Genomic DNA, 21207 nt, shown 5'->3' on the forward strand with positions numbered 1-21207 from the left:
CATCGTGCCCACCGCGCGCGAGGCCCGCCGAACTGAGCTGCAACGTGCAAGGCATCCGACCGTGCCACCGCACAGTGCAGACGTGCCCCGACGTGCCCGAAGCGGCGAACCACTACCCCCTCTACACCCTCACCACCGCCACCTGCCCCGCCAGAGCGCGCACGTGAACAGGCTCCGGCTCCGGCTGGCCGGCTCCATTCAGTCCCGTGACGAACGCTCGATGTTCACCCCCGACGGTGACCCCACCCCCTACCCCATACGCTCCGCGCTGCTCAGCCCGCTTACCGCGGCCCAGGGCATCACCCGCCACACGAACCCAAGCGACTACGCCAAAAAGGAGGCCGCCGCATGAGCCCCCGCGCGGCCCTCGCCCGCATCCGCCTCAATCCCCACAGCCGCGCCGTCCAAAGCGACCTGCGCAACGCTACCGACATGCACCGCACCCTGATGCGTCTGGTCCCCGACGGCCTGGGCGACAGCCCCCGGCAAGCCGCCGGGCTCCTGTACCGCCTCGACGTGTCCGACACCTTCAACACGCTCCTGGTCCAGGCCTCCATCCTCGACCCGACACGCCTGCCCGACGACTACGGCCACGCCGACGTCAAAGACCTCACCCCCGTGCTCAACGCCCTCCAGAAGGGCCTCGACGTCCGCTACCGCATCGTCGTCAACCCGGTCAAAACCGAACGCCTGCCACTGGAGAACAAGGGCCAGCGTGGCAAACGCATCGCCCTCACCGGACCCGACGCCGACCAGTGGTGGGCACGCCGCGCCCACGAGGCCGGACTGCACCTGACCACAGCACTGCCCACCCCGATCGCTGCCGTGCATGGCCGCGGCAACAACACCGTCGCCGTGCGGCATCACCTGGTGCGCTACGACGGCACCGCCACCGTCACCGACCCCGACGCCCTCGCCGAGGCCGTACTGGGCGGCATCGGACGAGCCAAGTCATACGGCGCCGGCCTGCTCAGCCTTGCCCGCGCAGCCGTATGAGCCCACCTTCCGACAGCGGCCAGGCCCACAAGCAAGTGGCCGCACTGTGCATCCGTGAGTGTGCACACCGCCTGGTACGCGACAGGCATCCTTGGTCGGCCCGACCATGGCGCCAACCATGGCTGGTCAGAGGGCATACCGCGGTTTTCGTGGTGGATGGCCGGGGGTGGTGGCCGCCTGTCTGGTCGGTGGTTGGAGAGGCCGGCTTGGTCGGCCCGACCATGGGTCCGACCATGGCTGGTCAGGGGGCATGCCGGCGTTTCGTGCCGGGGGGCCGGAGCCGGAGATGGTGGCCGCCCGTCTGGTCGGGCCGACCACGGTCCACGGCAGGATCTGCAGCCAGGATGGGAAGCCACGTGGTGGCATGCCGACGGTGCAGCAGCGGATCGACTGTGCAGCCTTCCGTGACTGTGCAGTCCCGCTGTGCACACTAGGCGCGCTCGCCGAGTGTGGATGACCCCGCCTTCGTTGTGCAGGTGCGTGCACGTTGAGCGCCGAGCCTAGTGCGCAGCCGCGAGTGTGCACACCGTCTGGCACGCGAAAGGCTCTCCTTGGTCGGGCCGACCATGAGACCGACCACGGTTGTTCAGCACGCCTGTTGTCGGATCGTGACCTGTGGTCGGGGGTTGTGGTCGCCTGTCTGGTCGGGGCTGGCCGGTGGGCTGACCGTCATGAATCTTGTGTGTGTCGCCTCATCTGGTGGCCTGGGCCAGCTTGTTGTCCTGGTCCGGCTGCCGGGCCTCGGCGGCTGCGTGTACCCGGTGCGCGGGGAGTCGCGGTGAGTCGCTTCGGGGCGGGGATTCGCCGGGGCGCGATGGCCGCTGATCAGTTCACGCAGATCGCCAACGGTCTGTTCCGTGACAGTCGGCTGTCGTACCGGGCGAAGGGAATCTTCGGGTACGTCAGTACGTACCGCAGCGGCTGGAAGGTGACGATCGCCGACCTCGTCCGAGTGGGCCCCGACGGCAGGGACGCGGTACGCGCTGGCCTGAGGGAACTGGAGGAGCACGGCTATCTGATCTGTGACCGCCTGCGCCACCGGGACGGGACCCTCGGCGAGAGCGTCTACTGCATCACCGACCACCCCGCCGTCCTGGACATGACGCTGGCCGCAGCCGACTCGGTGATCACGGTTCCGGAGGCCGGTCGCACCGGAGGCTTCGGCGGGGGGATCCGACGGGGCGTGATGGCGGGTGATCAGTTCACCCAGATCTCCAACGCGCTGTTCCGCGACGGCAGGCTGGGCTTCAAGGCGAAGGGGATCTTCGGATACATCAGCACCCACCGGAGCGGCTGGCAGGTCACTGTCGCCGATCTCGTGCGCTGCGGTAGTGAGGGTGCTGACTCTCACGTCCGCGCCGCACGCGATTCTCATTGAGATGTCATCTGAGAGATGTCCGTGGCCCGCTAGTTGTAGGGGTGTCATGAGTTTGCTTCAGACGCAGCATGAGAACTGCTGATGCAGGCATCTGAGAATCACGAGTTCAGTCCACTGAGAATCACAATACGACGCCGGCTGTGACCTGCTGTTTCGCGCTGAGCGGTGGCGAGATGGTCTACACAGGCTTCGCAGCCGACTGCGCTCGCACGTGCTGTACCTGGATCAGCCGACGATAAAGTCACTCCCGCTCGCGCGGACTATGCAACGCCGCGGTAACCGCCCTGGGCAGGAAGTGTGGGGCACCCCCGCCTGCGCGGGCGCTAGGTCGTGTCTGACAAATGATCACGCTGTGGTGTCGCGGAGCCACAAGATGAGCGAGGCCAGGTGCAGTCCTGACTTATAGCGGACGGCGAGCTTGTCGAAGCGGGTCGCGATTGCGCGGAACTGCTTGAGTCGGTTGAAGCAGCGTTCGACCACGTTGCGGCCTTTGTACTGCTCTTTGTCGAAGGCCGGTGGTCGTCCGCCGCGGGTGCCGCGTCGCTTGCGGTTAGCCACCTGGTCTGATCGTTCGGGGATGGCGGCCCGGATGCCGCGTTTCCGAAGGCTGGCTCGGATGGCCCGTGAGGAATACGCCTTGTCGGCCAGCACCCGGTCGGGACGGCGTCGCGGCCTGCCGACCGTGGCGCGGGGTACCTTGATGGCGTCCAGTACCGCGTCGAACATCGTGGAGTCGCGTTCACGTTCCCGGCGGTCACGACAAACGACAGGGGCAGGCCACGGCCGTCCGCTGCCAAGTGGACCTTTGTGGTCAGTCCGCCGCGGGACCGGCCGAGGGCCTGCCGCGCCGCCGAGCGTTGTGGATCTTCCAGTTTGTCCCCGTCCAAGTCCCCTTTTTCCCGGCTCCGGCGGAGTGCTGGTGAGCCCGGTTGATGGTGGAGTCCACCGAAACTGTCCACTCCAGGCGGCCGACCGCATCGTCACGGACCTGAACGTGCTCCAGCAACCGGGCCCACGTGCCGTCGGCTTCCCACCGGGCGAACCGCTCGTAGACCGTCTGCCACGGCCCATAGCGCGTCGGCAGGTCCCGCCACGGAGCCCCGGTCCGCAAGCGCCACAGCACCCCGTCGATCACCTGCCGGTGGTCCCGCCACGGCCACCCTCGACATCCAGCGCCGGCAAGAGCGGAGCTATCCGCTCCCACGCCGCATCCGTCAACTCACCACGACCAGCCACAAGATCAAGTATGAGACTTCGCTGCATTGGGGCAGTCCACGACTTCAGCGAAGTAGGGCCAGCCGTTCACTTTGAGGTTCTGCACCGATGGCCGGGTGTCCAGAGCAGGCGCCGCGGCGTCGAGCAGGCGTCGAACCGTTCCGGGCTCGTAGAGGTTGAGCCAAGCGCGGTCCGGGAGGCGCACGACCGTGCCCGCCTCGAAGTGCGAGTTCGAAACGATTCTGTCCGGGCCCGGGGCAAAGACCAAGGCCAATCGACGTCGAACGCCCTGCGCCGTGACCTCTGGGAAGAGTGAAAGCGTCAGCCGGCAGTCAGCGTAGTCCGGTTTCACTCGCTGCCGGACAGTCCAACACCAGACAGCCTCGTCGACCACGAGGTGGCGGACACGTCGATCGTTCCCCATCGGGCCAGCGTAGATCGTTGGCTTGGACGAATGGCTTTTTTAGACGACGCGGTCACCCCCATCGTGATCGTTTGTCAGACACGGCCTACGGCACCTGGCCGGAGCAGCAAGCTGAACAGAGCCGCGGAGTCATTCCCGCTCACGCGGGCTCTGCTGGCCAATGACGACACGGCAGGGCTGACAGCACGAGTCACCCCTGCTTGCGGGCTCGACGGCCTGGGCGCCGAGGTTGGTGCCACGAACGACGCATCAGCCCGCTCGCGTCGGCCATGCCTCATCGTCGAGACCATGGAGCGCACTTCGGCGACCGTACCGACGGCGACGGGTCACTCCCGCTCGCGCGGGCGTTGGGCAGTGGCGCTCTTGGTCGGGCTCTTACGCACCGAGTCATCCCCGCTCGCGCGGGCGTTACCGGTGCATGTCATCGTCGCTCTCGCCTGCGGCGAGTCATCCCCGCACGCGCGGGCGTTACCCTTTCTGACCTGGTCATTCTAGCGCAGTTTGCCCGTCTTTTGCGTGGGATTGGGTAGAGAGAACGATGATGCGACCGAAGATCTCGTACTGCTTCCAGGGCATGCTGCAGAAGTCACCAGCCAGCCGATGACCGTGTTGCTGGCCCCCGGAAGCGACGGCCCGCCGCCTCCGCGCCCGGATAGATCACGAAGTCGTTCCTGTCTGGAAGGCTGCTGGCAGGGAGCCGGTGCGGACGTGGGTCCCTCATGCCCGTCGGCATGAGGGACCCACGTGCCGTTTCATTACTCCTTGACCGGGGTCGCTTTCAGCAGGGGCAGCCACTGTGATGGCAGCGCTTGCTCGGCCCGGAAGATGTCGGCGAGTTCGGCAGGGCTGAGCACTGTGATTGTGCGTGCTCGGGCGGTGCGCCACGACCGTTACACGGTCAGGAGCTGGTAGGCATGCGGCAGGCGGGACATACCTTGGGGCTTCGGGGCCCGTAGCGGTGGATGGGGGCAGCACACAGCATGCAGGGCCCAACCTCCCAGGACGGGCACCTCAGTTCCGCTGCGACGACGAGACGCTCGCGCGGTGACAGGCGCAGGGCAACAGGCCTCGAGGGCTGCAGGAGGGCATCGGCGGGGGCGTGGCCGAAGGTGTGCAGCCCGATGGCCGAGGCTCTGTCGCGTGGCGGCCGCGGACTGCTGGTGTGGGGGCCCTCCTCCCCGTAGCGGCAGGACATGTCGAGTTCCTGCTCGCGGTAGGTGACCGGCTCGTCGTCGACCGGACCGGGCTCGGAGGTGTCGCCGGCCTCTGCGGTGATCTCGCGCCAGCGGCCGACGTCGCGCGCAAGGGCCCACAGGTAGGAGGTGCGCCGCGCGTCCTGCGGGTCGCGGGAGCGCACCGGCAAGTGCTCGCCGTCAGCGCTGGTGACGACGAGCTCGTCCAGTGCGGTGGCACGCTCCTGGGGAATGCACAGGGCGGGCAGGAACCAGCCGCTGTGCCACATCCTGCAGGCGCCACCTGCTGTGGGGCAGGGGCGCTCGCTGCTGGGAGTGCATTTCCAGATCTGCAGGTGCCGGACCCCGCCGCGGATGATGAGGGCAAGCGGGGAGACGATGCGCTGCCAGGGCACGTCGTCCACACGCGTCCACGGGGCACGGTCAATCAGGGCAGAAGAGTCGTCGGACGTCACCCACAGCGGCGCGATGTTGCGCTCGCGGGCCTTGGCGGAGCGCCGCCGTACGGTGTTGGCGGTGATGGGGGAGTACTGGGCCTCCCATCCAACGCGTGCGCCCGCTCCCGTCACCAGCACATCGGTGACGACCCGCCCGTCGGGCGACCGGGCCTCGGTCTCCACACCCAGCCCGTGCCGCGCTGCCGTGCGCGCGATCCGCTCCTTCATCGCCTTGTGCTTGTCGCTCTCCTGCGGTGTCGCCACATGGGTGAGGGGCAGATGCGCCGCCACCCACGTCACCTGCCCGCGGGTACGTCGGCGCCGCACGAACATCCACGGTGATTTGCCGGCCAGAGCGCACTGGCAATGCTCGCCCCGGTAGTCCTTCAGGCACTGCAGCAGGTTCCTGGCGCGCTGATCGACGGGCTGGATGATCTCCTCCAGCAGCCCGGCATACCCCGGGTTGCCGAGATCCTCATACGTCAGATTGATCTCGATGCCGTGCCCGGTGTGGAACACCCCGTTGGCCATGGCAACGACAGTAGGCCCCGGTGCAGGGCGTGGAAAGAGGACCGCGAGGAGGGCGTCCGCGCCGCACCGCGGTGAAGCCGCCGGGCGCAGGCCTCCCGTCCGCCGGGCAACGGAGCCTACTGCGAGGCGGTCCACCTTCAGTTCGGCCAGGTAGGGCCTGTTGGGTGACCCGGTGCTGCATCTGGCCGCCGAGCACGGCCGTGCCCTATGAGTGGTTCAAGCGGTCCATCGAGACGAGCGGTGCCACCCGTAGGATCGTGATCCTCGACTGCTGCTACAGCGCCCGTGCCTTCGGCGTGCAGTCCGAGTCGGTCGCGGCCCTCGCTGAGATCGACGGCACCATTTTGATGGCGGCCGCGGCGGAGACCGCTGTGGCACTGTCCCCGCCCGGCGAGCCCCACACCGCCTTCACCGGCGAACTCCTCGAGCTGCTGCGAGGCGGCGTCGCCTCCCCGAACGAGTTCCTCGACCTGGACGCCGTCTTCGACCAGCTCACCCGGCGCCTGCAGACCAAGGGCCGTCCTCGCCCGCAGATCCTGCGCCGCAGCACCTGGCCGTTCGCACGAGACCAGCAGCACACTCCCGGCCTGCGAGACCACCGCCCGTCCGCGACTCTCGATGCGGACACGCGGTGACAACCCGATACGCTTCTTCACCTGGAGAGTGCTTCCTTCCGTCCAGCTAACAGGCCCTTAGACGAGTCCCATCATTGCGGGCCAGGAGAAACTCTCCGCCTATTTGATCAAGCCTGGGACAGCCCACCTCGTGAAGGTGCGAGGTCAGAGGCTCGCTGTACAGAAGGCCCGTTGCAGGCGGGATCGGATGCCGCGACGTGCGTAGTTCCCTTCCGCAGGATCACCAGTCGTCTTCTACGTCCAGCGGGGACGGGTCTCTCTCCCAGGCCAGATCGAGGACGTACCGTTCGGTGTGCGGGGTGTGCCGCCAGTCGTCCGCCAGGCGGGCTTCCGGCCCGGATGCGGCCAGATCGCGCAGTGTCGTTTCGTGATAGCTGCCCATGGCCTGGCGGCCGGTCCACCAGGCGGTTCCCCGGTACACCCCTGGGCGGGGCAAGGTCATGTCCCCGGCGGGACCGTAGCTGAGCTGGTTGACGACCAGCGCTCCGGTTTCGGACTCGAGGGTGATGGCGACGTGGCCTTCGGCGTCGCCCGGAGCAGGGGGCGGTGCGTCCCAGATGCGGATGTCGACCTGGGCGGGGATATCTGCCTGAAGGCTGTAGAGGTACAGGTGGTAGCCGTTGCCGGCCACCACCTGCCGGCGTGCGGCGTCCATGGCGACTGCGTCGTCGAGGTAGGCGTCGGCGTCATACACCTCGATGAAGCGACGACCTGGAACGGCGTTGACGCTGTACTCGGACAGGAGCCCCATGAACGGGCCTTTCTCTCAGCGGGTGATCTTCACGTAGAACGGGTCGCCGTCCAGCATCCGGTTGAGGGTATACATCGTGTTGAGCCGACGTCCTCCTTCCTCATTGTCGGCTCCCTCGATCAGACGGACGGAGTACCGGTCGTCGCCCTTGTTGGACCCTTCCTTGGTTGAGGCGAAGGGGTACTCGTCGCACTGCAGGGACGTTCCGCTGTAGTCACCCCAGACGTTGTTGCAGGTCGCGATGGACTTGCTGCGGTTCTTCTGCTGCTCATCCGCGTCGATGAGCCGGTGCAGCGGCTCGCTCGCGCCGGGGACGGTCTTGTTCGGCCAGGATGGGAACGTCCGCTCCGGCCGTTTCTGCGCGTCGTCGATGTGCAGAGCGCTTTCGTCGACATCCGGGTCGCTCTGGCTCATGCTCAGTTCGACGCGGGCCTCGGTGAATACGGTTCCCTTGTACTTGCCGGCAACCGGTCCGGCGTAGTCGAAGCGGACGCCCGAACGGTAGGCGTCGACTTCTGTATATGAAGTGGCGTTGGGGGAGTCCGCGGTCACGTCCATCACGACGGTGGCGTAGACACGCTGCTGGTTGCCGCTGCTGTACAGAGCTCCCTTGTCGGGGGAGGTGTAGGTCAGCGTCCACAAGGGCGTGCTGTCCCATGCCCCGAGCAGTTCGTCGCGCGACGTCGTCTGCGGGGGCGTCAGCTTGGGGTCGGGGTCGCTGCTGCTCGCGTTGATCGTGCTACGGAAGTGCTGGCCTACACGCCACTTGGTGGCATCCTCGGTACCGACTGTCTGTACGCGGATGTTCTCGATGCTGGCCGTATAGTCCACCCGACGAGAGCCGTCGTAGGCGAATCCCAGCGTCCACATGTCGAACCAGAGACGGCCGATGGACTGGGTTCCCTGTTTGTTGCGCAGCACGAGGTCGTAGGGGCGCTTCTGGCAGCTCTCGAAACGGCTCTTGATCCAGCCCTGTGCGGTTTTGGCCTTCTCAGCCTGTGCCTCGCACTGTGTGCGCAGGTCCTCATCCGCGGCGAGTGTGGGTTCGGCGGCTGTTCGGGCAGCGGGGTCACCGGTGTAGGCGGCGAGCGGTTGTGGCCGGTCAAGCCCCTTGAGTTCGTCAGCCGGCAGCGTCGCGGCATCAACGAATCCCAACTGGTCGCCGTCAGGGGCGGAGACTGGCTCGGCGCCGGAGCCAGCGGCGGTGAGGGCGACAGTGAGCAGGCTGATGACCGACACGGTGGCGGCGGCGCGCGTGAGACGGCGGCGGATTCTCACCGGAGGGCTCCTTGCGGGGCGGTGGCGTTCGATCGGTCGGCTGGGGAGCGAAGAGGCTGTGTCAGGGGCACAGGTCACCCCAGCAAGCATTGAGAAGATCACCCTGGGCTGAGTACGAAGCCTGGAAACCTTCGTATTCCCGGCCGTCACTGGGGCGCAGACCTGCGGTCGTGTGCGTCGAGGAGACGGTCCAGGCCGTCTCACTGCTCGTAGCGTCGAAGGAAGCCACCGCGGTGGGCGGTGCCGTGACGGTAAGGTCGGATTTCCCCACGCCGAACGCTTTGGCAGCTTGCGAGCGGATCTGAGCGGCGGACACGTCCGGTTCGCTGCGGCGCTGTATGGCAGGCGCGTCGGTGGCTTGCAGAGCCTCGGCGTTACAGGCGTCCTGGGTCATGACGCATTCGGCGAGACCGGGCACGGTATCGAGGCAGCCTGCCGGGTCCTCCTCCATGCAGGTCTGGAGCGCGCGCTGGTCCACGCCGTTGAACACGGCGGGGACGGTTTGAGCGGAAGCGGATGTGGCGGCGGCCGCGGGGCCGAACTGCGCACTGGTCGTGGTGCTGCGGGGCTTGCTGACGTTCCACTCGGTGAAGGAGGTGCTGTCGGTGAGTTTGGTGGTGAAGCAGTTCGGCGGCTTGTAGGCCGTGCCGCAGGCCGGGAGGGTCACGCTGGTGGCGGTGTTCGCCCGGGCAACGCGCCGCCAGGTCTTGTTCTCGTCCATGAACTGCATGCGGTTGGCGATGGACGGGACATTGGTTACCTCCTGGCGGTGCGCGGGGAGGTCGGTGGAGCGATCACCGTCGGGTGATCAACGGAGTGCTCTACCGGGTGCGGACGGGGGTGCAGTGGCGGGATCTGCCGGAACGGTTCGGGCCCTGGGAGACGGTCTATAAGCGGCATCGCCGCTGGTCAGCGGATGGAACGTGGAAGATGCTGCTGTCCCGTATCCAGGCCGCCGAAGATGCCGCGGGTGGGATCGACTGGGACGTGTCGGTGGACTCGACCGCAGTGCGGGCCCATCAGCACGCCGCCGGTGCGAGGAAGAAGCCGTCGGCCCTGGATGCTCAAAAGGGGAACGGCCGGGGGACGAACCAGGCCGATCCGGTGCTGCGGAAACTGGCCTTCCGCCTGGAGGAGGTGGTCAGATCGGCGAATGCCTGGGCCGCTCCCGCGGCGGATTCACAACCAAGATCCATCTCGCCGCCGACGGACGATGCCGGCCCCTCGCCTTCGTTCTGACGCCGGGACACTACGGTGACGGCCCTCAGCTCGAGCAGGTGCTGGAGCGGATTTCCGTACCCCGATCCGGAGTGGGACGGCCCCGCAGCCGGCCCGACCACGTGCTGGCCGACAAGGCCTACACGTCCCGAAGCAACCGGCGCTACCTGCGACGACGCGGAATCCGGCACACCATCCCCGAACGTCTCGACCAGCAAAGGCACCGGCACAACCGAGGATCTCAAGGCGGTCGGCCCATCGGATTCGACCGCGAACACTACAAGAAGCGCAACACCGTCGAACGTGCCATCAACCGACTCAAGGGCTTCCGCGCCGTCGCCACACGCTACGAGAAACGCGCCTACATCTACCTCGGCACCGTCGCCCTCGCAGCCCTCATGGTCTGGCTCCGCACATGATCCGAGAAACAGTGCCTAGTGAGGGCTCCACCGCACCAATCGGCACCACTGACGAGGGACGCGGGTCACTCCCGCTCGCGCAAGCGCTACGTCCCGCGAAGAGCTGCGGCGCGAGTCACTTCCGCTCGCGCGAGCTCCAGAGGTCCTCGCGGTAGTAGGAGCCGACCATGACCGGGTCATCCCCGCTCGCGCGGGCGCTACGAAGTACCGAGGCGAGCCAGGCCGCAGCGCGGGGGTCATCCCCGCTTGCGCGGGCGCTATCCTTCGTGACTTGGTCATTTTGACGCGGCCTGCTCCGCTTTTGCTTAGGACGGGGTAGGGGAGTGGTGGCGCATCTGCGCTCGAGCCGTGGTGAGCCGGGCGGTTCGAGGCGGGCTCGATGGAGTGCATGGCTGGTTGTTGTGGCTATTGGGCGTACTCCAGGGCGAGGCCGGGGTGCGACGGTATTGACCACCGTTCGTCGGGAAGCTGAAGTTCGAACCTCGTGCGCTCGAGCGCGTCCCGCCCGGTCCGCACCTCCGGCAGTCGCTTGACCAACTGCTGCTCGAATCCGCTCAGTACAGCGTGGTGATCCCTCCCCAGTACATCGGGATCCAGTGTGCTGGAGCGTAGGAGCGGCAACCGTGACGGTGGACGGAAGGCCGCACGCCCACGCTGCTCGAAGACCTCAACGGAGTACGCCGGGCGGGCAGTCGGCGACTAAGCAGGAAACCTCCCGGCGTAAGCCGAGAAGCCCCCGCCTTTAGGCGGGGGAGAGTGTCACGTCCGGTCCAGCGCGACCGGGATGTGTGTGATCTATCACTTTTTGACGGGACAGTGCTGAAAGAGACATCTGCCGGGCCTTGTAGTAGGGCTTCACCGCCCTTCCAGACCGCTACCTACCAGGAGGAGTACAGACTGTGGACCCATTACGTCCCGTGCCGCCGCCCGTGGGAGTCGAGGGTCTCGACTACATCGATCTGCAGTACCCCGTTGCCAACATCACCACTCGGCTCTCGACACGGACGCATACCTTTCCGCCCCGCACATCTCTCTCCGGCCACGAGCAGGCGCTACTGGGGGCCGTAGCGGTGGAGATGGCACGGAGATACGCACTGTTCTACGGGCCGGTGACCAGCCTGCTGGAGGGCCAGCACTCGGCAGTGCACGGGCATCACGAGGTGGTCGAACACGTTGCACGCCACACGCTGGGCATCCGCGGCGTGAACAGTCCCGAGTGGCGAGAGGCCGCCTCCACGGCGCTGATGGGCGACTGGGTGCCGATGCTGCACGAAGACGACGCCGGACTCCTGATCCCCCGGCACGTCAAACGGGAGGCCGAACGCCCCCACACCCAGCTCCAACCACTGTGGGAGCACAAGGTCAAGGGCCGCCGGGTGGCCCTGCTCGACGCGCCGACCACGGACGGACTCACCCTCGGCGACCTGGCGGCCGACACGGTCCGGCCGTACGGATCCTGCACCGATCAGACCATCAATGATCCGCGTGTAAGGGAGATCCTGGCCGCGCTGGACCCGGATGAGCGGGATGTCGCCCTCCTCTATGTCCGTGACTCTTCCGTTCGCAGTTGGACCGAGGCCGCGCGACGCAGCGGCGCCACAAACCCCAAGCAGTTCGGTGAGCGGGTGCGACGCAGGTTGCTCCGGCTCGGTGACCGGCAGCGCAAGCATGGGGCCGCTGGAAAGCCACGATCGGCGGAGGAGGCATGAAAGAGGACGTCGTGACCCCTCACGACGTCGTGCCGGCGTCTACTTCGCGGTGGCTCAGCCTGATCGGCGCCCTCACCGCGTTGACGTCAATGGTCGCTGTCGTAGTTCTGGCGCTCGCCCACTGTTCAGAAGCGATCGTTCCCGTTGTGGCGGTCGGTGCGACTGCACTCACCACCGTCACCGCATCCGGACGGCCTGGCGGGCAGGCGCAGAGGTGAGACTCTCGCACGCCGCAGGGGCGGAGGGGGCCGGCACGCCCACACGCAGGCAGTGACAGAAGGCGGCGGCGCGGGACCGCAGGCATGCCGCAGACCGCGCCGCCAAGCACAGCGCAGCGGCTGGCCTGGCACTCTGTGCTGTGGCAACGGGCGTTGCGCTGCTCATGCGTTGGCGTATTCGGCGAGCCCGCCTACGGCCGGGACGGTGGCGGTCCGTGAAGCAGGTGACCAGGCCGCGGCACCGGGCTCACCAGCCGACGTGCGTTCTCGACCTGACCCTTGAAAGGGTCTGCAGGCACCGAGGCTCAGGTGATCGCGGGACGGCTGCCACACGAGGCCAGGCCACCGCCTCGGAGGGCTGATCGTGCAGCCATGGGTCCGAACTGCGGCTCGGGGCAGTGGGCAGTCATCGCCAAGGCGGAGGAGGACCGGCGCGCAGCGCCGAGCAGAGCGCGATGCCGAGCCCCGTCCGATACCGGCCAGGTCAGCCGCCTGACCGTCGTGACCGACACTGAACAGGCACCGGCCCCCCTCTTCCGCATCGGCAGTGGAGAGAACTGGGTCGGCTCCCACGTCAACGTCCATCTCGCTCTGCATCGTTGCTCCTCCCCGCAAGGCCGTCCCGTTCCGCGCATCCTGATGCTGGACCAGCCGACCCAGGTCTGGTAACGGTCGGAAGTCGACCAAGCCTCAGAAACCCTCGAGGACCACACGGACCGGGCAGCTGTGACCTGCTTTTTCCTTCTGAAGGTGTAGTGAGATGGTTCCCACACAGGCTTCATACCGACCGCGTTCGCGTGTGTTGCACATGGGCCGGTCGACTATGAGTCACTTCGGCTCTAGCGGGCCTTGTGTGCTGGTTAGCCGCTGAGAATGAGGCACCCCACACGCGGGGCTGCCAGGAAGTCTCGGTGACTCGGCCGACGACGGCCGAGTCACCCCTGCTCGCGCGGGCACTACGGGTCGGGCCCTGCCAGCCAAGAGCTCCAGGAGAGTCCCCCCGCTCGCGCAGGCGCCACCTGGCGTTCAGCCCGTTCAGCAGGTACGCGTACGAGTCATTCCCGCTCGCGCTGGCTCTATCTCATCACCGTGGGCATCGTGGTGGCCGGGGAGTCATCCCCGCTCGTGCGGGCCTTACGCCGACGGACAGATACTCGTGCCCGCGGCCACCGAGTCATCCCCGCTCGCGCAGGCGTTACCCTCTCTGACCTGGGCATTCTAGCGCAGTTTGCCCGCCTTTTGCATGGTTTGGGTAGAGGAAGGATGATGCGACCGAAGACCTCGTACTGCCTCCGGGGCGTGCTTCGGAAGCCGCCCGCCCACTAATGAACTTGTCGCTGTCACCCGGCACCGACGATTCGCCGCCTCCGCGACCGGATAGATCACGAAGTCGCACTTGAGTGTTAGCCGGTCGGGTTCTGCCCGGCACTATACCGATGCTGCGGCAGAGTCGGCCCTGCTACACGAGGCACTCCCGCTACCGCGGGCTTCCGCCAGCTCCTCTCTGCGGAACGCAGTGCTGCTTCAAGGTCGCTCGCGCGTCTCTGATAGCCGGGTGATCACCTGGTAGGGCTGGGCAGCACGGGTCGCTCCCGCCCGCGCGGGCGTTACGAGTACAGCAACGAGGATGAGACGAGGCCGTTGGAGGCCACGCAGCTTGCGCGGGTTCTCTCTGGTCAGAAGGGCGCGGGCCCACTCGATGGACGAGTCACTCCCGCTGGCGCGGGCTCTGCAGACGACGGCTGATCCGGTAAGGGTCGTACAGGGACACTCCCGCTCAACGGGCTCGGCAACGCTGCGGTCACCGTCCTGGACAGGAAGTCTGGATCATCCCCGCTTCCGCAGGCTTTATCTCATCGTCCAAACGCGCGGGTTCTTCAGGCCGTTGGCCACCCGGATCGACACCAGCGTTGGGTCACTCCCGCTCCCGCAGGCGGTACGAGACGGCGGACAACATGCTCACCTCCCGGGCCGAGTCACTCCTGCTCGCGCAGGCGCTACTGCGGGCTCCGTCCGATCCGGTTCGCCACCCTCGAGTCACTCCCGCTCGCGCGGGCTCCACGCCCAAGACACTCGTCGTCGACCGAGGCAAAGTCGAGTCACTCCCGCTCGCGCGGGCGGTACGGCGTATCGAAACGGGTGTTGAGCGAGAGCCGGGAGTCATCCCCGCTCGCGCGGGCGTCACCCTCTCTGACCTGGGCAACCTAGCGCATTTGCCCGTCTTTTGCTTGGGTTTGGGTAGAGGAATGATGATGCGACCGACGATCTCGTACTGCTTCCAGGCATACTGCAGAAGTCGCCAGCCAGCCGATGACCTTGTTGCTGGCCCCCGGAAGCGACAGCCCGCCGCCTCCGCGGCCGGATAGATCACGAAGTTTCCCACGGCCAACGCGGCAAAGACGCTGGACGCGGTGCCCCCGCTCGCGCGGGCGTTCCGCTCTTCCGTGGCGCAGGCGAGCGATCTCCAGGCCACGGTAGGGGCTGCCGCATGTATGTGTCCGGCCGCGGTGTCCGCCGTCCGTTCCGGGAGAGTGGCAACCCGATGGCGCCCCGGGGTGCCGCCGCTCGTGCGGACGCTGCGTCTTCTGCTTGTTCGTCTTCTTACTGATGGTCGTGTCACTCCCGCTCGCGCGGGCGCTACCTGATCATCGACGTCACCGACCCGAATCCTGCCGAGTCACTCCCGCTCGCGCAGACGCTACTCCACCAAGGTCGCGCGGATCATCGTGCCCGTCGAGTCATCCCCGCTCGCGCGGGCGCTACCGGTGGCGAATCGTGGGCCGGGACGCGGTCGTCGAGTCATTCACGTTTCCGCGGGCTGCACTGGCCTGGTTCATGAGTCGCTGGCTGAGCAACTCTGATACGCACGGACTGTACTACTTACGTGCAAAGTCTGCAGCCACGGAAGGCCAATTCCACTCCGCTCACGCAGGCTCCACCCCATTGTGGAAACGCACTGGAGTACGTCGCCGAGTCCCCCCGCTCGCGCGGGCGCTGCGGCGCCGGCTACGTAGAGCTGCTGCCGGTGCGCGGGTCACCCCCGCTCGCGCGGGTGCTGCGACTGCGAAGGCGGCCGCCGTGTCTACCTCGCCGGGCCACTCCCGCTCGCGCGGGCGCTGCTGGTCGGCGCTGTGGGCCATCGCGAGCAGCGGCGGGTCACTCCCGCTCGCGCGGGCGCTGCCCTCTCCGGCCCGGCCGTTCTGGCATGGTGTGCCTGTCATTTGCTTCTGACTGGCTGGGAGATGATGGCACACGGGACTGGATGCACGGCAGGAATCTCTGCTTTCTGGCGTTCGTGGTCTCGTGAGCAGCACGGGGTGGCAGCGTTGGGGGATGGGAGTTGTTGAGGATGCCCGGTACGACGGCGTTGACCGTCGTCCGTGGGGGAAGTTCGACCGCACGACGCTGAGGGTGTACTCGCTGTTGTTCCACTTGATCGATGTGGGGGCGGTGGCCGGGGTGCTGTGGGACCGGTTTGTGACCCCGAGCCAGCGCCGGGTCGTCAGCGCAGGCCTCAACATGCCGCAGGAGCAGGCGCGTTCAGTGGTGTGTTTCGTGGCTGCCATGCACGACATCGGGAAGCTGATCCCGTATTTCCAGGCTCTCGAGCCTGCGGCGTATGTGCGGCTGGGGGAGGACCTGCTGGCAGACACGGGCCCGGTGGTGCATGTGCCGCACGCGCGTGCGTCGATGCATGTGGGGCTGCAGCTGCTGGGGGAGCTGGGATTCGCCGTTGGCGGTAACGACAGTCCCGCTGTGCGTGCAGCTCAGTGTCTGGGCGGGCATCACGGCCGGTTCCTGCAACTCGACGTGGACGGGGCGGCGTCCGCCCGGCGGGTGGAGGCCACGTTGGGCGGGCCCGCGTGGCAGGATCTGCGCCGCCGCTACGCCCGGCTGCTGTGGCACCTGTTCGGCGTCGATGAGGCTCCGAATCGGCTGTCGGTGGAGGCTGCGGTGCTGATCACGGGGCTGACGATGGTCGCGGACCGGGTCGCGAGTCAGCGCCGGTACTGGGTGCCCAACGCGGACACGCCGTCCTTCGGCGCTGCCGAGCACCATAGCCGCGCCCGTCGGCAGGCCGAGGAGGAAGTGGAGCGGCTCGGCCTCGCCCGCTTCGCACTGGACCAGATTCCGTTCACCACCGCGCACCCGGGGCTCACGGAGCCCACCGCTCTGCAGCGTTCGGTGATGGAGGAGTTGCCGCACCTGGTCGCCGAGCGGGGGAGCGGCATCGCGGTGGTCACGGACGCGATGGGCACGGGCAAGAGCGTGGCCGCGCTGGAGATGGCGCGGATCTTCAACGGGCACTGCGGTACTCAGGGGGTGGCGTGGCTGCTGCCGGCGACGGCCGCCGCCGACCAGGCCTACGAGGTCCTGGACCGGTATGTGCGCGCCCACCAGGTCGAGTACGCCCCGGTGACGCTGGTGCACCACCACAGCGACCTCAACGAGGCATACGCCGGCCGGCGCCTGTCCCCGGATGACAGCACTGTCCTGGACGGCCCGCCCGACGTCCCGTTCACCGACGGCCAGGACGACCTCGGCGCCGACGACGAGAGGGAGTACGGCCCGGGCACCGCCGGGCCCGACCGGTGGCTGCGCGGCCGGGACAACGCCCTGTTGGCCCAGTACACCGTCTCCACCACCGACCAGGCGCAGATGGCCGTCCTGCCCGTCCGCCACAGTGCGCTGCGCATGCTGGCCCTGTCGGGCAAGACCGTCGTGGTCGACGAAGCCCACGCACTGGACCCGTTCAGCCAGCTCCAGCTGCTGCGCCTGCTGCAGTGGCTGGGAGCCCTGAACTGCCCGGTCGTTCTGCTGTCGGCGACGATGCCCGCATCGACCGCCACCGAGCTGGTGCGGGCCTACCTGTCGGGAGCAGGCCGTACCGGTCTGCACGGTGCCTCGTTCGCTCCCGGCTACCCCGGGTGGCTGTTCGCGGACGCGGCGACCGCCACCGCCCACCGCATGTCCGGGCCGGCCCAGGATGAGCAGCGGGCCGCCCAGCGCAGGACCGCCCGCATCCGCGTCCGCCCCGTCACCTACCGGCGGCTGGGGCCGGCCGGCCGTGCGGTCGAGGCGGGGGAGCGGCTGGCGGTGATCGCCGACGTGCTCCAGGCGGTCATCCGGCACGGCGGGTGCGCGGCCGTGGTGTGCGCGACCGTCGCCGACGCGCAGGACACCTACGCGTCCCTGCGCCGCATCTGGGCCGGCCCTGCTGACGACCTGGTCCTCGTCCACGCCCGGGTGAGAGGGCGCCGACGGCAGAACACGCTGGAAGCCATCCGCCGCCGACTGGGGCCGACGGGCCGGCGCCCGGCCCGGCGCGTTGTCGTCACCACCAGCCTCCTCGACGTGAGCCTGGACATCGACGTCGACCTGATGGTCAGCGATCTTGCTTCTGTGGCGCGTCTGCTGCAGCGTCTGGGCCGCCTGGGCCGCTTCACACGCCTGTGGACCGGACAGGAGCGCCGGCCCGTCTGGTGGGAGGACGGTGACAACATGCCGACGCTGACGGTGCTGGATCCGGTCAACTCCCGCGGTGTGACCGCTCTGCCGCCCGGCTGGGACACGGCCGAGCCCGCTGTCGCTCTCCATGCGACCGCCCGGCTCCTGCCGTCCCTGGAGAAGGAGCCGCTCGTCGTTCCCGACGATGTCCAGGCTCTCGTCGAACACGTCCACGGCGTCACCTCCGGGTTCGCGGCAGAGACGACACGGCTGCAGCAGATGGCCGCCGCGCACCAGTCCCGCACCGGCCGCCAGGAGCAGCTCAGCGCAGTCCACCTGGTGCCCCCGGCCAAACGGGTCTCCTCCCTGGCCGACCTGCACCGCCAGCACCTCACCACCGCCCAGGCAGCCACCCGGCCCGGCCTCCTGCCCCGCCGGCTGCTGCCCTGCTACCGCAGCGCCGACGGCACCCTGACGCTCGACGCAGCAGGCCTGCTGCCGCTCCCGGACCAAGAACACTTCAGCCCGCGCCACCTGCGCAGCATCCTCGACCACTCACTGCCCGTCCCGGCCGCCTGGGTCACCCGCACATCCGCCCGGCATCAGCCGCCCGCCAGCTGGAAGCAGCACCCCCTGCTCGCCGACATCGTGTTGCTGCCCACCGATTCCGTAACCCGTGAGAGTGAACACCGTTTCGGCCACCACTGGCTTCGCCTGGACGAGGAACTCGGCCTCCAACACCGCAAACAGCAGTAATCACAGAGCGTGAAGCATGGCGCCGAAAGCATTACGCCATTGCTTGATCGTCGGACTTTCTTACCGGTCGTGAGACGCGGCGGCGGCATGATTCGCTGTACCCGCAGCCCATCGAACCCCTGGCCGCACCTCGCACATCATTCCGCTGCCCGACAAGGGCATTGGTGATGGCCCGTGCGCAGCAGCCGGCCATGCGCGGCACATGCTGCCGTCGTGCCCCGACAGCGACGGGCCGCGCGAGAACACCCCGGCCCATGGCCGACCGCACCCCCTCACCACATCATCCGCCCCTTCGGTTCTGCGAAAGACACGCTCTTGTCCCCGTTACCCCCATCCACCACCACGTTCAGCGCGGCCGATGCCCCCTGGATCGACGTCCGCACCGGCTACCAGTACGACCAAGTAGGCCTGCGTGCCCTGTTCCTGAACGCCCACCGCATCGACGACCTCGCTCTGCCGCACCCCCCGGCCGCCTCAGCGCTCCTGCGGATCGCGGTCGCCGTCGCGGCCCGCATCACCGGCCTCGACGACCCCGAACTCACCGCATCCCAGTGGAACGCCCTGCGCCGCAGCCGCCTGGCAGAAGGCCGCTTCGACCCGGACGCCGTCCACGCCTACTTCGGCCGGCACGTCTGGGACGTCTTCGACCCCATCAGGCCCTGGCTGCAGGACCCCTCGCTGCGCACCCAGTGCGACCACAGCACCGGCATCAACGTCTTCGTGCCCGGGCGTCCCGCCGGCAACAACCTCGCCTGGTTCAGCCCGCACGGCCACCACAGTGCCGAGCCCGTTCCCACCGCCGAGGCTCTGCAACTCCTGCTCATCCACCACTACTACGGGCGTGCCGGCACCGGCACCCCCCGCACCCTGGACGGCGTCACCAGCAAGAAGCAGACCAGCGGGCCCCTGCGCTCCAGCGTGTCCTTCCACCCTCTGGGCCGCACCCTGCACGAAACGCTCCTGGCCGGTGTACCCGCCTTCACCGGCGACGACCAGCCGCCAGGCGCGGACGCCTGCCCCTGGGAAGAGGCCGCACCACCCGGCCCGCAGGCCGCCTCCCACCGCCCGGTGACCTGGCCCGGCCGGCAACTGACCGGACTGAGCCGCCACGCGATCCTCCTCGTCCCCGGACAAGACGGCACCACCGTCACCGACGCCTACCTCACCTGGGCCACCCAGCAGCCCAAACCCATCACCACCGACCCCTACCTCGCCTACCGCATCACCCCCGAACGCAAGAACGTCGCCCGGCGCCGCACCGTCCACCGCGCCGACGCATCCCGCGCGTGGTGGCGTGACCTGGAGACGCTGCTCCTGGCACCCGACGAACACGGCACACACCGCCGGCCGGCCGTCTTCGACACCCTCAACGACCTTCCCGAACCCGTGCGCCGCAGCCTGCGGATCCGCGTCCACGGATTCGACCAGGACGGCAAGGCCGTCGACCGGCAGTGGTACACCGCCCTCACCCCGCCCCTGCTGAACTGGACCCAGGAACACGACCCGGTCAAAGCCCAGCGCATCGCCGAATGCTGCCGGGAAGCCGAACAGACCGCACAGCGGCTGGCAACCGTCGCCAAACAAGCCTGGGACACCGCCACCCACAGCCGCACCACACAGCCATCCTGGGCGAAGAGGGCACTCACCCGGTACTGGCCGAAGGCCGAGACGGTCTTCCGGCGGCTCCTGGACGAACCCGACACTCCAGCCGCCACCGCCTTCGCCGACGCCGCCGCCACCGCACTGCGCGAGACCACCGAAGCCGCCCGGACCCGCCACACCTTGGCGGCGCGCGCCGTCGCCCACGCCGTCAAAGACCTCTACCGCCGGCCCGCCCCACCCCGGAAAGCCGCCTGATGCCCACCGCCACCGAACACCGCGCCTCCTGCGACGCGTTCGTCGCTCACATCCACCTCCTGTGCGCCGAAACCGGCGTCCGCGTCCGCCTCAGCCGGGGCAGAGGCCGGCCCGTAGAGGAATGCGCCCCCATGGACCGCTACCTGGCCCGGCGCACCGCACACCGCCAAGGGCGCCGCGCCTACTACACCGTCGCGAGCCTCATCGCGATGGCCGGACCCCAGTCCCACACCCCCGGCGTACGCCCCGACCACGACCCCGGCCCGCTCAGCCCGGAAGACGACCCCACCGGCCTCCTCGTCGCCCCCACCCAGCCGGCGGCGGAGCCGGACCCGGCGGCCTGGTTCGCCCGGCCGAACCTCGGCGCCACCCTCGCCACCGCCGTACACCGGGCAGGCCACGGAGCTGAGCGCACCGAAAGCCTTCTCCACCTCCTGACCCGCCTCAGCGACGACCAACTCCACCGTCGGCTGCCCGCACCCGTCACACGACTCCTCAAAGACGGCATCACCCCTGATTGGGGAGTCCTCCTGCACGACCTGGTGCAACGCCCCTACCGCCGTGACCAGGTAGGACTGCGCTGGCGCGACGCCTTCTACCTCGCCGCCCCCGAACCCCGGCGCACCTGAAGCACGAAGCGGCGACAGCTCGCTCCGGCCAACACCCCGCACAGGCCGCCGGCAACTCCGGCGCCCGCCCGACCGCCACATCGCCCGACGGCGCATGACTTACCGGTCACCAGCA

General features: G+C 68.2%; 14 protein-coding genes and 2 pseudogenes. 10 read left to right on the plus strand and 6 right to left on the minus strand.

The genetic code is table 11. The features are described 5' to 3' along the window. Nucleotides 1–163: 163 nt before the first annotated feature. The 3 genes from RI578_RS39590 (at nucleotide 164) to RI578_RS39600 (ending at nucleotide 2374) form a co-directional block, all read left to right on the plus strand. Nucleotides 164–352 carry a hypothetical protein gene (locus RI578_RS39590; RefSeq protein ID WP_310875603.1) on the plus strand — a complete coding sequence of 63 codons (189 nt, stop codon included), beginning with the start codon at nucleotides 164–166 and terminating at the stop codon, nucleotides 350–352. Further along, nucleotides 349–996: a type I-E CRISPR-associated protein Cas6/Cse3/CasE gene (gene cas6e, locus RI578_RS39595; protein ID WP_310875604.1), complete on the plus strand. Its 648-nt coding sequence runs from the start codon at nucleotides 349–351 to the stop codon at nucleotides 994–996. Before RI578_RS39590 ends, cas6e begins: the two co-directional genes overlap by 4 nt. 814 nt (nucleotides 997–1810) lie before the next feature. Next, nucleotides 1811–2374 (plus strand): hypothetical protein, encoded by a 564-nt coding sequence (locus RI578_RS39600; protein ID WP_310875605.1) that lies wholly within the window; start codon nucleotides 1811–1813, stop codon nucleotides 2372–2374. A gap of 323 nt (nucleotides 2375–2697) precedes the next feature. On the opposite strand, the pseudogene RI578_RS39605 reads toward RI578_RS39600, so the two are convergent. From RI578_RS39605 to RI578_RS39615, 3 genes and pseudogenes are all read right to left on the minus strand, one after another. Beyond that, a pseudogene (locus RI578_RS39605) lies at nucleotides 2698–3610 on the minus strand (IS5 family transposase). Nucleotides 3611–3614: 4 nt separating this feature from the next. Continuing rightward, on the minus strand, nucleotides 3615–4013 hold the full coding sequence (locus tag RI578_RS39610) for a hypothetical protein (protein WP_079159903.1): 399 nt from the start codon (nucleotides 4011–4013) through the stop codon (nucleotides 3615–3617). 898 nt (nucleotides 4014–4911) lie between these two features. Beyond that, a complete protein-coding gene (locus RI578_RS39615; RefSeq protein WP_310875606.1) occupies nucleotides 4912–6174 on the minus strand; it encodes a hypothetical protein in 1263 nt (420 codons plus the stop codon). 200 nt (nucleotides 6175–6374) lie between these two features. Here RI578_RS39615 and RI578_RS39620 point away from each other — a divergent pair, with 200 nt between their 5' ends. Further along, nucleotides 6375–6809: a hypothetical protein gene (locus tag RI578_RS39620; protein WP_310875607.1), complete on the plus strand. Its 435-nt coding sequence runs from the start codon at nucleotides 6375–6377 to the stop codon at nucleotides 6807–6809. Nucleotides 6810–7029: 220 nt separating this feature from the next. Here the strand turns inward: RI578_RS39620 and RI578_RS39625 are convergent, their stop codons facing one another. From RI578_RS39625 to RI578_RS39635, 3 genes are all read right to left on the minus strand, one after another. Next, nucleotides 7030–7560, minus strand: coding sequence for a hypothetical protein (locus RI578_RS39625; RefSeq protein WP_310875608.1), 531 nt, complete (start codon nucleotides 7558–7560; stop codon nucleotides 7030–7032). Between the two features lie 15 nt (nucleotides 7561–7575). Then, nucleotides 7576–8838, minus strand: coding sequence for a NucA/NucB deoxyribonuclease domain-containing protein (locus RI578_RS39630; RefSeq protein ID WP_310875609.1), 1263 nt, complete (start codon nucleotides 8836–8838; stop codon nucleotides 7576–7578). A 61-nt stretch (nucleotides 8839–8899) separates the two neighbouring features. Continuing rightward, a complete protein-coding gene (locus tag RI578_RS39635) occupies nucleotides 8900–9568 on the minus strand; it encodes a hypothetical protein (RefSeq protein WP_310875610.1) in 669 nt (222 codons plus the stop codon). Between the two features lie 5 nt (nucleotides 9569–9573). Here RI578_RS39635 and RI578_RS39640 point away from each other — a divergent pair. The 6 genes and pseudogenes from RI578_RS39640 to casB all read left to right on the plus strand — a co-directional run. Then, a pseudogene (locus RI578_RS39640) lies at nucleotides 9574–10475 on the plus strand (IS5 family transposase); the annotation flags it as partial. Between the two features lie 1076 nt (nucleotides 10476–11551). Further along, nucleotides 11552–12184 carry a hypothetical protein gene (locus tag RI578_RS39645; protein WP_310875611.1) on the plus strand — a complete coding sequence of 211 codons (633 nt, stop codon included), beginning with the start codon at nucleotides 11552–11554 and terminating at the stop codon, nucleotides 12182–12184. Nucleotides 12185–12774: 590 nt separating this feature from the next. Continuing rightward, on the plus strand, nucleotides 12775–13071 hold the full coding sequence (locus tag RI578_RS39650; protein WP_310875612.1) for a DUF3732 domain-containing protein: 297 nt from the start codon (nucleotides 12775–12777) through the stop codon (nucleotides 13069–13071). Between the two features lie 2664 nt (nucleotides 13072–15735). Beyond that, nucleotides 15736–18606 (plus strand): CRISPR-associated endonuclease Cas3'', encoded by a 2871-nt coding sequence (locus RI578_RS39655; RefSeq protein ID WP_310875613.1) that lies wholly within the window; start codon nucleotides 15736–15738, stop codon nucleotides 18604–18606. Nucleotides 18607–18921: 315 nt separating this feature from the next. Then, on the plus strand, nucleotides 18922–20463 hold the full coding sequence (casA, locus tag RI578_RS39660; RefSeq protein ID WP_310875614.1) for a type I-E CRISPR-associated protein Cse1/CasA: 1542 nt from the start codon (nucleotides 18922–18924) through the stop codon (nucleotides 20461–20463). Continuing rightward, nucleotides 20463–21092: a type I-E CRISPR-associated protein Cse2/CasB gene (gene casB, locus RI578_RS39665; RefSeq protein ID WP_310875615.1), complete on the plus strand. Its 630-nt coding sequence runs from the start codon at nucleotides 20463–20465 to the stop codon at nucleotides 21090–21092. The genes casA and casB overlap by 1 nt, the downstream gene beginning before the upstream one ends. The last annotated feature ends 115 nt before the right edge of the window (nucleotides 21093–21207 follow it).

This window comes from Streptomyces sp. BB1-1-1 (assembly GCF_031597775.1).
GTDB classification, from domain to species: Bacteria; Actinomycetota; Actinomycetes; order Streptomycetales; family Streptomycetaceae; genus Streptomyces; species Streptomyces thinghirensis.

Bases quoted from the DNA above. Each gene is read 5' to 3' on its own strand.
- cas6e (WP_310875604.1), top strand. From the start codon at position 349: ATGAGCCCCCGCGCGGCCCTCGCCCGCATCCGCCTCAATCCCCACAGC.
- RI578_RS39600 (WP_310875605.1), top strand. From the start codon at position 1,811: ATGGCCGCTGATCAGTTCACGCAGATCGCCAACGGTCTGTTCCGTGAC.
- RI578_RS39610 (WP_079159903.1), bottom strand. From the start codon at position 4,013: ATGGGGAACGATCGACGTGTCCGCCACCTCGTGGTCGACGAGGCTGTC.
- RI578_RS39615 (WP_310875606.1), bottom strand. From the start codon at position 6,174: ATGGCCAACGGGGTGTTCCACACCGGGCACGGCATCGAGATCAATCTG.
- RI578_RS39625 (WP_310875608.1), bottom strand. From the start codon at position 7,560: ATGGGGCTCCTGTCCGAGTACAGCGTCAACGCCGTTCCAGGTCGTCGC.
- RI578_RS39635 (WP_310875610.1), bottom strand. From the start codon at position 9,568: ATGCAGTTCATGGACGAGAACAAGACCTGGCGGCGCGTTGCCCGGGCG.
- RI578_RS39645 (WP_310875611.1), top strand. From the start codon at position 11,552: ATGGCACGGAGATACGCACTGTTCTACGGGCCGGTGACCAGCCTGCTG.
- RI578_RS39650 (WP_310875612.1), top strand. From the start codon at position 12,775: ATGGGTCCGAACTGCGGCTCGGGGCAGTGGGCAGTCATCGCCAAGGCG.
- RI578_RS39655 (WP_310875613.1), top strand. From the start codon at position 15,736: ATGGGAGTTGTTGAGGATGCCCGGTACGACGGCGTTGACCGTCGTCCG.
- casB (WP_310875615.1), top strand. From the start codon at position 20,463: ATGCCCACCGCCACCGAACACCGCGCCTCCTGCGACGCGTTCGTCGCT.